The 12,197-nt window shown below is 72.4% G+C and carries 14 protein-coding genes; 5 read left to right on the top strand and 9 right to left on the bottom strand.

Annotated features, from left to right (window positions below; translation table 11 throughout):
• The first annotated feature begins 220 nt into the window (after nt 1–220).
• Complete coding sequence (locus tag AC069R_RS08400; protein ID WP_478765607.1) at nt 221–751, top strand: hypothetical protein; 531 nt, start codon at nt 221–223, stop codon at nt 749–751.
• A gap of 27 nt (nt 752–778) precedes the next feature.
• Here the strand turns inward: AC069R_RS08400 and AC069R_RS08395 are convergent, their stop codons facing one another.
• A complete protein-coding gene (locus AC069R_RS08395; protein WP_478765606.1) occupies nt 779–1,423 on the bottom strand; it encodes a winged helix-turn-helix transcriptional regulator in 645 nt (214 codons plus the stop codon).
• Between the two features lie 81 nt (nt 1,424–1,504).
• Between AC069R_RS08395 and AC069R_RS08390 the strand changes: the two genes are divergently transcribed.
• A complete protein-coding gene (locus tag AC069R_RS08390; protein WP_478765604.1) occupies nt 1,505–2,713 on the top strand; it encodes a pyridoxal phosphate-dependent aminotransferase in 1,209 nt (402 codons plus the stop codon).
• Between the two features lie 26 nt (nt 2,714–2,739).
• Here AC069R_RS08390 and AC069R_RS08385 read toward each other — a convergent pair whose 3' ends face one another.
• Nucleotides 2,740–3,975, bottom strand: a complete 1,236-nt coding sequence (locus tag AC069R_RS08385; protein WP_478765602.1) for an ATP-grasp domain-containing protein — start codon at nt 3,973–3,975, stop codon at nt 2,740–2,742.
• Nucleotides 3,976–4,418: 443 nt separating this feature from the next.
• Here AC069R_RS08385 and AC069R_RS08380 point away from each other — a divergent pair, with 443 nt between their 5' ends.
• From AC069R_RS08380 to AC069R_RS08370, 3 genes are all read left to right on the top strand, one after another.
• Nucleotides 4,419–5,015 (top strand): histidine phosphatase family protein, encoded by a 597-nt coding sequence (locus tag AC069R_RS08380; RefSeq protein ID WP_478765600.1) that lies wholly within the window; start codon nt 4,419–4,421, stop codon nt 5,013–5,015.
• A gap of 104 nt (nt 5,016–5,119) precedes the next feature.
• The gene (locus AC069R_RS08375; protein WP_478765599.1) at nt 5,120–5,749 is read left to right on the top strand and encodes a hypothetical protein; all 630 of its coding nucleotides are present in this window, start codon (nt 5,120–5,122) and stop codon (nt 5,747–5,749) included.
• A gap of 80 nt (nt 5,750–5,829) precedes the next feature.
• Nucleotides 5,830–6,252: an acyl-CoA thioesterase gene (locus tag AC069R_RS08370; RefSeq protein WP_478765597.1), complete on the top strand. Its 423-nt coding sequence runs from the start codon at nt 5,830–5,832 to the stop codon at nt 6,250–6,252.
• 61 nt (nt 6,253–6,313) lie between these two features.
• Here the strand turns inward: AC069R_RS08370 and AC069R_RS08365 are convergent, their stop codons facing one another.
• The 7 genes from AC069R_RS08365 to AC069R_RS08335 form a co-directional block, all read right to left on the bottom strand.
• The gene (locus tag AC069R_RS08365) at nt 6,314–7,711 is read right to left on the bottom strand and encodes a nucleobase:cation symporter-2 family protein (protein ID WP_478765595.1); all 1,398 of its coding nucleotides are present in this window, start codon (nt 7,709–7,711) and stop codon (nt 6,314–6,316) included.
• Nucleotides 7,712–7,956: 245 nt separating this feature from the next.
• Nucleotides 7,957–9,336 (bottom strand): 8-oxoguanine deaminase, encoded by a 1,380-nt coding sequence (locus AC069R_RS08360; RefSeq protein WP_478765594.1) that lies wholly within the window; start codon nt 9,334–9,336, stop codon nt 7,957–7,959.
• 143 nt (nt 9,337–9,479) lie between these two features.
• Nucleotides 9,480–10,427: a factor-independent urate hydroxylase gene (gene pucL / locus AC069R_RS08355; protein ID WP_478765592.1), complete on the bottom strand. Its 948-nt coding sequence runs from the start codon at nt 10,425–10,427 to the stop codon at nt 9,480–9,482.
• Between the two features lie 4 nt (nt 10,428–10,431).
• Nucleotides 10,432–10,839 carry a hydroxyisourate hydrolase gene (gene uraH / locus AC069R_RS08350; protein ID WP_478765591.1) on the bottom strand — a complete coding sequence of 136 codons (408 nt, stop codon included), beginning with the start codon at nt 10,837–10,839 and terminating at the stop codon, nt 10,432–10,434.
• 3 nt (nt 10,840–10,842) lie between these two features.
• Nucleotides 10,843–11,355, bottom strand: coding sequence for a 2-oxo-4-hydroxy-4-carboxy-5-ureidoimidazoline decarboxylase (gene uraD / locus AC069R_RS08345; RefSeq protein WP_478765589.1), 513 nt, complete (start codon nt 11,353–11,355; stop codon nt 10,843–10,845).
• 140 nt (nt 11,356–11,495) lie between these two features.
• Nucleotides 11,496–11,858: a helix-turn-helix domain-containing protein gene (locus AC069R_RS08340; protein ID WP_471066445.1), complete on the bottom strand. Its 363-nt coding sequence runs from the start codon at nt 11,856–11,858 to the stop codon at nt 11,496–11,498.
• Nucleotides 11,855–12,130: a hypothetical protein gene (locus tag AC069R_RS08335; protein WP_478765587.1), complete on the bottom strand. Its 276-nt coding sequence runs from the start codon at nt 12,128–12,130 to the stop codon at nt 11,855–11,857. Before AC069R_RS08335 ends, AC069R_RS08340 begins: the two co-directional genes overlap by 4 nt.
• Nucleotides 12,131–12,197 lie beyond the last annotated feature (67 nt).

The raw sequence follows: 12,197 nt of genomic DNA, 5'->3' as shown, positions 1-12,197 counted from the left end.
TAGCGCCGTAGCGGAGCCTCAGCGCCTTGCCGTCTCGGCGTCTCGGTGCCTCGGCATCTCGCTGCCTCGGCGTCTCGCCGGCTCGGCGTCTGGCTGTGGAGAAGGGCCCGCCCGCGTGGCGGGCCTTTTTCCTGCCCTCGTTCCCGGCCCCGGCCCTTGCCCCGGCCTATCGCGTCGGCTTCTCGCCCCCGCCGCCCGCCGCAGCCGATAACTTGGCGGCATGTCCGCGTTCATACAACAGCTTCCGGCGCTCGTCGGGGTCGTCATCGGGGCCATCGGCTCGTACCTGGCCATCGCCCGCGGCGACCGCATCCGCTTCCACCGCGAGCGGTCGGCCCGCTGGGAGGAGCGGCGGCTGGCGATCTACGCCGAGTACGCGAGGGCGCTCAAGCAGTCCGTCACCCTGGCCTACCGGATCGCGGCCCACCTGGGCATCGACCCGCATCCGCACCCGCTGTCCCCCGAGGAGGCCGCCTCCCAGCTGGCGGAGGCGACCGATGCCCGCGACCCCGCCGGGGAGGCGCTGCTCATGCTCGGCAGCACCGGCGTGGTGGACAAGGCCCGCGAGTGGGTCGTCGCGGTGATGGACATGGAGCGGTTCCTGCGCGACGGCACCCACGAACCCGAGACCTGGGCGACCTTGATGACGCGGCAGCGCGCCGCACGCGAGGCGTACTACGCGGCCGTCCGGCGCGACCTCGGGCTGCCGCCCGGCCACTCGGCCGAATGGAGCCTGCCGGCATCCTCGTGAACCCACCGGCGCCGACCGGGAGTTCCCTCACCCCTCCCGCAGCGCCTTCGCCACCGGCCCCTCGCCCTCCACCGTGACATCGCCCGCGCGCAGGGCCGCCGGAAGGGGAAGGGCGCCGCGGGCGACGGCCTCGGAGACCGGGGTCGTCAGGGTGAGGCGCGCGTCCGCGGGAGTGGGCGCGGGGCCGTCGCCGTACACCGGCACCGCGTCCGCCGGCTCCAGGCCCGCCCGGACATGGAACTCGCCCTCCTCCAGGCGGACTTCGACCAGCCCCTGCACGCCGAGACCTTCCAGCGCGCGCAGCACCGGCAGCGCGAACCAGTGGGCGCGGACCGCGTCCGTCGGGCGCCGCTCGCCGAGTTCGGCCTCGCCCCAGGCGCCGAACGCCTGGAGGACCGGCAGCAACGCGCGCCCCCGCGCGGTGAGTTCGTAGACCGTGGCCGCGCCGGGCGGCGGCAGCCGGCGCTTGCCGGCCAGGCCGTCGCGTTCCATGTCCCGCAGCCGGGAGGCGAGGACGTCGGTGCTCACACCGGGCAGATCCGCGTGCAGATCGGTGTAGCGACGCGGGCCGGCGAGCAGTTCCCGGACGATCAGCAGGGTCCAGCGGTCCCCGACGAGGTCGAGCGCGCGGGCCGCGGAGCAGTACTGGTCGTAGCTTCGGCGAGGTGGCATGCGACGCAGTCTAGACACCTTGTTGGACTTTCCAAGCTCCCGCTTGGTAAAACCAAGCAACACGAGTTCCGGGAGGGACGCATGGAGTTCCGGCAGTCGAACAAGCTCAGCGAGGTCTGTTACGAGATCCGCGGCCCGGTGATCGAGCACGCCGACGCGCTGGAGGAGGCGGGCCACAGCGTGCTGCGCCTGAACACCGGCAACCCCGCGGCCTTCGGCTTCGAGGCGCCGGAGGAGATCCTCCAGGACATGATCCGGATGCTGCCGCGGGCCCACGGCTACACGGACTCCCGCGGTGTGCTCTCCGCCCGCCGCGCCGTCGCCCAGCGCTACCAGCACCTGGGCCTCGAAGTCGACGTGGACGACGTGTACTTGGGCAACGGCGTCTCGGAGCTGGTCTCCATGGCCGTACAGGCGCTCGTCGAGGACGGCGACGAAATCCTCATCCCCGCGCCGGACTTCCCGCTGTGGACGGCGGTGACCACGCTGGCGGGCGGCAAGGCCGTGCACTACCTGTGCGACGAGGGGGCCGACTGGAACCCGGACCTCGCCGACATGGCCGCGAAGATCACGGACCGCACCAAGGCCGTGGTCATCATCAACCCCAACAACCCGACGGGCGCGGTGTATCCGAAGGAGGTCGTGGAGGGCATCCTGGACCTCGCCCGCCGGCACGGCCTGATGGTGTTCGCGGACGAGATCTACGACCAGATCCTCTACGACGACGCCGTGCACCACTCGGCCGCCGCCCTCGCCCCCGACCTGGTCGTCCTCACCTTCTGCGGGCTGTCCAAGACGTACCGCGTAGCGGGCTTCCGCTCCGGCTGGCTGGTCGTCACCGGTCCCCGGCAGCACGCGAAGGACTACCTGGAGGGGCTGACCATGCTCGCCTCCATGCGGCTGTGCGCCAACGCGCCCGCGCAGTACGCCATCCAGGCCGCGCTCGGCGGCCGCCAGTCGATCCGCGAACTCACCCTGCCCGGCGGACGGTTGTACGAGCAGCGCACGGTGGCCTGGGAGAAGCTCAACGAGATCCCCGGCGTCTCCTGCGTCAAGCCCAGGGGCGCCCTGTACGCCTTCCCGCGCCTCGACCCCAAGGTGCACCGCATCCACGACGACGAGAAGTTCGTCCTGGACCTGCTGCTGCGCGAGAAGATCCAGGTCGTCCAGGGCACCGGCTTCAACTGGCCCTCACCCGACCACTTCCGCATCCTCACCCTCCCCCAGGCCGACGACCTGGAGGCGGCGATCGGCCGGATCGGGCGGTTCCTCGGGGGGTACCGGCAGTAGGGGGCCGCGCGCTACGGCAGGCGCGGTCACACGCCGCACCACTGACCGGTGGCCGCCGTGCGCACATCGGCGGCCAGCACGTCCGGGTCGGTGTGCCACAGCAGCACGGAGACGCCGAGCGCGCCCGTGGTGCCGGTGTGGGTCTGCCGGGCGGCACGGCGGACGTGCACGAGCCGTTTGCTCGTCGTCTCGGGGGTGTGCCGGTAGCGCTCGCCCGGCATGACGGGGATCCACACCCAGGCGGCCTGCGTGCCCGTGGGGCGCGGGACGGGGACGGGCAGGTCGGCCTGGAGGGCGAGGTTGGCCTCCTCCAGGTTCAACCCCGCGTGCAGGCGGGCGAGTTCGGAGACCATCGCGCCGGGGGCGCGCCCGGCGACCTCCACGACGACCAGCTCGCCCTCGCCGTCGACGGCGAACTCGGTGTGCACCACGAAGGCACCCTCGGCACCGAGGGCGGCGACCACCGCTCGGTTCAAGTCATGCGCGCGACGGGACAGTTCGCTGTCGTACGGCACGGTCCAGCCACCCAGCCTGCGGCCCTCGGGCAGGTCGAGCAGGGGGCCGAGGTACGCGCCGGTCTGGACCGGAGTGGGCACACCGTCGCGGACCAGGGTGTTGACATGGTGGAAGGTGCCGTCGAGGAACTCCTCGACCTGCCAGCCCTGTTCGCCCCGGTGCCCGGCGAGCCAGTCGCGCAGCCCGGACTCCGTGCGGAGGATCGCGACGCCGCGCGAGTTGGCCTCCCGGCGGGGCTTGGCGACGGCCGGCAGACCGATGGTGCCGGTGACGAGCGCGGTGCCGGGCTCCGGGTCCGGTACCCCCTCGGCGAGGGCGAGGAAGCGCGGCACGCGCACGCCGGCCGCGGCGAGGCGCTGCTTCATCAGCACCTTGTCGATGTAGTGCGCGGGGCGGGCCGGGTGCCGCGCGGGCAGGCCGAACTCGGCGCGCAGCTCGGCGCAGGAGATGAGGCAGTACTCGTCGTTGGTGACGATCTGCACCGCCCGGTTCCCGGCGAGGCGCCGGATCTCCGTGGCCCAGGTGTCGCGCGGCGCCCGGTGGACGGCCGGCGCCGCGCCCGGCGCGTCCTCGCGCAGCACCGGGTCGGCCTCGCCGTCGGCGTCGGTGAGGACGACGGTCTCCCAGCGTGCCGGGTCGAAGGTGGCCGCCGGGTCGGTGGTGAGCGGCTGCCGGGAGTGCAGGAGCACCGCCAGGGGGCGCGGGGCGGCGGTGTCCACCGGACGGGGGGCGGGGGAAGAGGTCATGATCGGCCTGTCGGGTCGGCGCCGTCACGGGCGGTCGGGGTGCGGGCGGCGGTCATGGGCGGTCCGGCGTCGGGGTGCCGCGCGGGGCGGCGCGGGCGGGTGCCGCTCGTCGCCGTAACGGGGTGCGGCGGGCCCGCCGGGGCCGGGGAACGGAGCGCCGTGGGAGCCCTCCGGCGGGAGCCGTACCGAGCCCCCCCGAAGGGGCCTGCGGTCATGCGGTCGCCGTCGATGATTCCCCCCTGAGCCCGCGGGCCCGTCGAGACGCACGGGCTTCGGCTGTCATCTCCGGGGAGTCAATCACCGCGGGTCCGACCGGGGCAAGCGGTTCCGGCGGCACCCGGTGAAACGCGCTCCCCGTCGCGAGGGACCATCTGGCGCAGTCCGTCCTGCGGCGGCCGGGCCCCCGTGACACGGTGCTGCCAGACGAGCGGGAAGGCGCGGGGATGGGTGACCTCTTTCTCGTCCGGCACGGTGAGACCGAGTGGTCGCGGTCCGGACGGCACACCGGCTGGACCGACGTGCCCCTGACCGAACACGGCCGGCAGGAGGCGCGCCGGCTGGTGCCGCTGATCCGCTCGCACCGCATCGGCGCCGCCTTCGTCAGCCCCCTGCGGCGCGCCCGCGAGACCGCCGAGCTGATCGGCGTACCCGACGCGCGCGTCGACGCCGACCTGCGCGAATGGGACTACGGCGGCTACGAGGGCGTCACCACGGCGGATATCCAGCGCACCCGCCCCGGCTGGTTCCTGTTCACCGACGGCGTCGCACCGGGCCCGCCCGGCCATCCCGGCGAGAGCCCGGAACAGGTCGGCGAGCGCGCCGACCGGGTGCTGGCCAAGGTCGACGCGGCCCTGTGCGACACCGAGGGCGTGGTGCTGCTCGTCGCCCACGGCCACTTCCTGCGCGTCCTGACCGCCCGCCACCTGGGCCTGCCCGCCCGCCACGGCGCCCTCTTCCAACTCGCCACCGGCACGCTGTGCCGCCTCGGCACGGAGCATGGCCGGCCGGTGATCGCGGGCTGGAACATCCGGCCGAGCTGAGGGGTACGGCCGTCATCGCGCCTGTTGTCAGACCCTCGTCCTACGCTTCCCTCCGAGCCGCCGAACCCGCGGCCCGCCCCGGCGACACCCGGAGGGAGCACATCGTGAGCCGAGAGCCGACCGCCGCCCAGCGGCGGGTGATCGACGCCGCCGACCCGGTCACCGGCCGACTGCGCGGCACCGAGGCGCAGTTGACGGCGCTGGTGCGGCGGGGCCTCGCCTTCCGCCACCCGCGCCCGCCGCACGACCACTTCCTGACCCCGGCGGGACAGCGGGTACGGGAGGCGCCGGCCGAGTCCCCGGCGCGGCCGGTGGCCAGCGCCGGGAGCGAGGTGTTCGCCGCCCGCGCCGGCGGGCCCGAGGAGGCGGCTCCCGCCTCGGACGCGGTACGCCTGCGTGAGGTGCGCGGCGCCTGGCAGGGCCTGCTGGAGCTGCGCCGGATGACCAACCCGGACGGCTCGGTGGAGCGTCCGTGCGACTGGGAGCGCGGCCATCTGGTGCGGGCCGCCGCCCTCGCCCTGGAGGCGGCCGGACACCGCCCGGAGACGGCGTCCGCCCCCGGCTACCGGGTGCGTGAGACCCCGCAGCCGGAGGCGGTCGCCGTGTACGCGCCGGACGCGGCGGCCCTGTCGGCCTGCGCCAACACGCTGGAGCGGGCCGGGTGGCAGCCGGGCGAGTACACCGAGCCGCGGACCCGGACCCGCTATCTGCTGGCGTCCCCGCGCCGTACCTGACCCGCGGGCGGCCTCCGCACCGCGCGTGGAAGGATCGGCGGTCAGACAGCGCCGCCGTACCGGAGCAAGAGGGAACAGCCGTGAGCGAACCGTTTTCCGTCCGTGTCACCGTCCGCGGGTACGAGACCGATGTCCAGGGCCACCTGAATCAGGCCGTGTACCTGAACTACGCCGAGCATGCCCGCTGGTCGCTGCTCCAGGCCGCCGGCATCGGCCAGACCGCCCTGGTGCGCACCGGCGTCGGCCCCGTGGTCCTGGAGACGACCATCCGCTACCTGCGCGAACTCCTCGCCGGCGACGAGCTGGACGTCACCTGCGCCTTCGAGTGGACCGCCGGCAAGACCTTCAAGGTCCACCAGCAGCTGCGCAAGACCGACGGCACCCTGGCCGCCGAAGTCACGGGCGTCGGCGGCCTCCTGGACCTGAAGGCACGCAAGCTGGTCGCCGACCCCGCCAAAATCTTCAGGGAACTCGCCAGCGATCCGGCGCTGTTCGGCCTGTGACCCACCGGACCACCACGCCCGGTATGGGGCGCGGCGACCGCCGCACCCCGTGCCGGAGGCGTCAGTGTGCCGACGCCAGCTCCTCCCCCGCCTCCATCGGATGTGTGACGTCCTGTGCGTCGCGGCTCCGGCCGAGGTGGTTGAAGACCAGGTTGAGCAGGACCGCCGTGACGCAGCCCGTGGAGATTCCCGAGTCCAGGACGATCCGGGCGGTGGCCGGGAAGGCGTGGTAGAAGTCCGGCGCGGTGATCGGCACGATGCCGACGGCCAGGGAGACCGCGACGATCAGGACGTTGTTGTCCTTGTCCAGACCGGCGCGTACCAGGGTCTGGATGCCGCTCGCGGCGACCGAGCCGAACAGGACGACGCCCGCGCCGCCGAGGACGGGGCGGGGTACGACGGCGATCAGGGAGGCCGCCGCCGGGCACAGGCCCATCAGGACGAGGAAGCCGCCGCCGAAGGCCACGACGAAGCGGCTGCGGATGCGGGTCATGGCGACCAGGCCGATGTTCTGGGCGAAGGCGCTGCACATGAAGCCGTTGAAGAGGGGGCTGAGGGCGGAGCCCAGGGTGTCGGCGCGCAGGCCGGCCGCGATGGTCCGCTCGTCGGAGGGCCGCTCCAGGATCTCGCCGAGGGCCAGCATGTCGGCGGTGGACTCCGTCATCGAGACCACCATCACCACGCACATCGACAGGATCGCGGCGATGTGGAACTGCGGGGCGCCGAAGTGGAACGGGGTCGGGAAGCCGACCAGATCGGCCGCCGCGACCGGGGAGAAGTCGGTGGCCCCGAACGGTATCGCGATCAGCGTGCCGGCGATCAGGCCGAGCAGTACGGCGATCTGCTTGAGGAACCCGCGGGTGAAGCGGCGCAGCAGCAGGACGATCAGCAGGGTGATGCCGGCCAGGGTGAGGTTGGTGGTGGAGCCGTAGTCGTGGGCCGACGGGTCGGGGCCCTGGGCCCAGCCGAAGGCGACCGGGAGCAGGGAGACCCCGATCAGGGTGATGACCGAACCGGTGACGACCGGCGGGAAGAAGCGGACGGCCTTGCAGAACACCGGCGCGGCGAGGAAGCCGAGGAATCCGGCGACCATGACCGCGCCGAAGATCATCGGCAGCGCGTCGGACTTGTCCTTGGCGGAGGCGATGATCGCCGTCATGGGGGCGACACCGGCGAAGGTGACGCCGTTGACGAAGGGCAGCCGGGCGCCGATCTTCCAGAAACCGAGGGTCTGGAGGAACGTGGCGAGCCCCGCGGTGAACAGGCAGGCGCCGGTGAGGAAGGTGAGGCCGGTGCCGGACAGACCGGCGGCCGCGCCGACGATCAGGGGCGGGGCGACGACCCCCGCGTACATGGCGGCCACATGCTGGAGGCCGCTGGTCGCCATCTTCAGGGCGGGGAGTTTCTCGTCCACCGGGTGGACGGGGACTGGCGCTGCTTCGGCGGGTTGGGCGGACACGGCGGGCTCCTCCGGTCGGTTAAGACACGCCGGCTGTGGACGTGGGTTTCAGGGAGGTGGTGCGCGACGGTCGTGCGGGACCGGGGGGACCCCGTGGGGTCGTGAACGGGACCGGTAAGGGTCGTGATCGGGAACCGTTCCGGGGCGCGCACGCTCGCGCGCGCCCCGGAGCCGGCCGCCGTGGGCCCCGCTCGGGTCCACGGCTGCCGACCGGGAGCCGTCCCTCCCGGCCGGAGTCGGGGGGCTCAGCCCTGGGCGGCGAGCTGCGCGAGGCGCCGGGCCTCGTCGCGGGTGGCGCGGGCGACGGCGTCCTCGTCGACGGTCAGCAGGCGGCCGTCCTCGACGATCTGGCGACCGTTCACGAACGACGCGGTGACCGGGGCGGCCGCGCCGAAGACCAGCGCGGTCACCGGATCGGCGATGGAGGCGTGGGCCAGCGTGTCCAGCTTCCACAGCACCACGTCGGCCAGCTTGCCCGCCTCCAGCGAGCCGGTCTCGGCGGCCCGGCCGAGCACGCGGGCGCCCCCGTGGGTGCCGAGCCGCAGCGCCTGGCGGGCGTTCAGCGCCGCCTCCTTGTGGGCGCCGAGCCGGTTGATGAGCAGCGCGTTGCGCAGCTCGGTGTGGAGTTCGCCGGACTCGTTGGAGGCGGTGCCGTCGACGCCGAGGCCCACCGGGACGCCGGCGGCGAGCATGTCCGGGACCCGTGCGATGCCCGCGGCGAGCCGGGCGTTGGACGAGGGGCAGTGGGCCACACCGGTCCTGGTGCGGGCGAAGGCCGCGATGTCGGAGTCGTTCATGTGGACGCAGTGCGCCATCCACACGTCCTCGCCCAGCCAGCCCGTGGACTCGAAGTAGTCGGTGGGGCCCATGCCGAACAGCTCGTGGCAGAACTTCTCCTCCTCCACGGTCTCCGAGCCGTGCGTGTGCAGCCGTACCCCCAGTCGGCGGGCCAACTCGGCTGCGTTGCGCAAGAGTTCGGTGGAGACGGAGAAGGGGGAGCAGGGGGCCACGGCGACCTGGGTCATGGCGTCGAAGGAGGGGTCGTGGTGCTCCTTGACGGTGGCCTCGGTCGCGGCGAGCGCGCCGTCCAGGCTCTCCACGGCGAAGTCCGGGGGCAGTCCGCCGTCCGACTCGCCGCGGTCCATGGAGCCGCGGGCGAGGGTGAAGCGGACGCCCGTCTCGCGGGCGGCGCGGATGATCGCGCCGGACAGGTCGCCGGTGCCGCGCGGGTAGACGTAGTGGTGGTCCATGGCGGTGGTGACGCCGCCGCGGGCCATCATGGCGAGCGAGCCCTGCGCCGCGGTGTAGGCCATGGGCTCGTCGATGCGCGCCCAGATCGGATAGAGCGCGACCAGCCAGTCGAACAGGTTGTGGTCGGTGGCCAGGCCGCGGGTGATCCACTGGTAGAAGTGGTGGTGGGTGTTGATCAGGCCGGGGGTCGCGAGATGTCCCCTCGCGTCGATCCGGCGGACCACGTTCTCCAGGTTCTCGGGGGCCGACCCCGCGCCGAGCGCCTCGATGCGGTTGCCGGCGAGTACCAGGTACCCGGAGGCGTACTCGGTGTCGTCGGCGTCGACGGTCGCGATCGAACAGTTCTCGATGACGATGCGCTGGGCTGCTGCCATGTTTCGTCCTTTTCGCTCAGCGGACTTCTGTGGGGAGGGCACGGCAGGACCCTGGGGAGATTTGAGTGCCGCGGCCGGGCTCCGGTGGGGTGGTACCCCGGCCGCGGGTGCCGAAAAGGAGGTCGATCGGAGTGCGGGGGAAATCAGAGGTTGGTGAGGTCCACCGGGATCCGCGGCTCGCAGCCGTCCCGCAGGACGGTCGCCTCGATCAGGCCGTAGGGCCGGTCGGCGGCGTAGTAGACCTCGTTGTCGTTCTTGAGCCCGAACGGCTCCAGGTCGACCAGGAAGTGGTGCTTGTTGGGCAGTGAGAAGCGGACCTCGTCGATCTCGCTCCGGTTGTTGATGATGCGCGCGCCCATCTGGTACATGGTCTGCTGGAGGGAGAGCGAGTAGGTCTCCGCGAAGGCCTGGAGCATGTGCTTCTTGACCTGCTCGTACGACTTCTCCCAGTGCGGCATCTTCTGCTCGTCGTCGGTCCAGTTGAACCGCCAGCGGCCGGAGACGGAGGTCGCCAGGATGCGGTCGTGGGCCTCCTGGAGGGTCGTGTACTTGTCCTTGACGTAGCCCCAGAACTCGGAGTTGGTCGAGTTCATGACGGTCAGGTCCTTGAGGCCGGAGACGACCTCCCAGGACGAGCCGTCGTAGGTGATCTGGGTCAGCCGGGTCTCCTGGCCCTTGCGGACGAAGGAGTGCTTGACCTCGTCCGCGCCGATGAACCTGGAGCTGGCGTCGGAGGTGGCGATCCGCTCCCAGGCGTACTCCTCGATCCGGATCCGGGCGCGGTGGATCGGCTCCTGCGAGGTGACGAAGTGGCGGGCGAGGTGGATGCCGAACTGCTCGGCGGACTCGATGCCGTACTCCTTGGCGAACGCGAACACCGTGTTCTTGGTGGTGTCGGTCGGCAGCACGTGGGCGTTGGAGCCGGAGTAGTGGACGTCCTCCATGTCGCCGCTCAGCGCCACGGAGACATTGAGGTCCTTGATGTGATGGGTGGCGCCGTCCCGCGTGATCTTGACGACTCGGTTCTCTGCCTTGCCGTACTGGTTCTGGCCCAGGATCACAGGGCGGGCAGGGCGGGAATTGACGGTCATGTAGCTAGCTCCCTCGGTAAACGGAGTAGCCGAACGGGTTGAGCAGCAGCGGTACGTGGTAGTGCTCGCCCGGTACGACGGCGAAGGTGATCGCCACTTCCGGGAAGAACACGGCCGGTCCGCTGTCCCGATTCGCGGGGGCGTCCTGCTGCGCATCGGCTTGCTGGTTCGCAGATTGCTCGCGGAAGTACGGCTCCACGGCGAAGTCGAGCCGTACCTGGGTGGTACCCGCCGGTGGGGCCGGCAGATCCTTGCACCGGCCGTCGGCATCGGTCGCGGAGCCGCCGAGCGATCGCCAGTCCGCGTCCCCGCCCGAGCGGGCGGAGAGGTGGACGGCGACGCCCTCGGCGGGGCGGCCGATCGAGGTGTCCAGGATGTGCGTGGACACGGAGGCGGTGGTGCTGGTGCTCATGGGTCAGGCGTCCTCTTCGACGAGTCGGGCCAGTCGGATGCGGTTGATCTTCCCCAGCTCGGCGCGGACGATCTCCCGCTCCCGCTCCGGCGCGTTGCCGATCCGCTCCTTGACCGCGTCCCGCATCCGCTCGCCGGTCAGACCGGTGGCGCAGATGAGGAAGACGTGCCCGAACTTCTCCTGGTAGGCCAGGTTGAGTTCGAGCATCTCGGCCTTGAGCTCCTCGGACGCGCCGGCCATGCCGCGCTGCTCGCGGGCCGAAGCCGGGTCGCCCGGCCGGGGCCGCCCGATCGGCGGGTGCCCGGCCATCGCCTCCGCCAGATCGGCGGCGGTCAGCTCGGCCAGGGCGGCGTCGCCGGCGGCGTAGAGCTCGTCGGCGGTGGCGTAGGGGCGGGCGGCGGTCAGCCGTCGTGCCCATGCCGTGGAGGCGCACGCCTCGTGGAGGGCGGCGAAGGCCGCCCGCTCCTCCAGGTCGTTGAACCGGGCCAGACCCGGGGGCGTGGAAGTCGACGTCACGGGAGCCTCCGTGGCCGGATTCGGCCTTCGTGCTGAACGGGCTGCCGATAGCTAACGCCCCCGGAAACGCCGCGTCAACACTTTGTTGAAAATTCCGCGTTACGAGCCGTTACAAGCCTCGACACCTCCCAGGGCGCGCCTCAGCTGCCCTTCTCCCGGTTCAGGTAGTTGTAGACCGTGAAGCGGCTGACGCCCAGCGCGCTCGCCACGGTCTCCACCCCGTGCCGCACGGCGAAGGCGCCCCGCGCCTCCAGTATCCGCACGACCTCCTGTTTGGCCTTGCGGTCCAGGTCGGACAGCGGCCGGCCCTCGCGGCGCTCCATGGCGGCGAGGATGTGATCGAGGGAGTCGGCGAGCTGGGGCAGGCGTACGGCGACCACGTCGGCGCCCTCCCAGGCGAGCACGACGTCCTCGGGGCCGGCCTCGTCGGCCGGCACCATCACCCCGCCCATGGCGTCGACCAGCGGTTTCACGGCCGCGATGAAGGGCTCCTCCCCGGTCATCTACCACCCTCCCCGGTCTCGCCGCCGCTGCCGTCGCCCAGCACGTTGACCTGGAGCGAGATCCGGGTGGCGCCCGCCGCGAGGCTCCGGCGCAGCAGCGCGTCCACCGCGGTGAGCACGTGCTCGGCGCCGCCCTCGGCGGTGTTGCCGAACGGGCCGACGTCCACGGCGTCCAGGGCCGCGGTCTCGATGACCTCCCGCGCCGCCAGGGCGTGCGCGGGGGCTTCTTCCAGGTCGAAGGGTTCGGTCGTGAACTCCACTCTCAATCGCACGCGCACAACCTAACGCGCGGTACGCGCCGTGGGGTGCCCCAGCGGGGAACGGTGGGCGGACCCCCTT

Source organism: Streptomyces sp. NPDC043952 (assembly GCF_056435325.1).
Note: the sequence above shows the minus strand (reverse complement) of the source record. Positions and strands in the feature narration are given on the sequence as shown.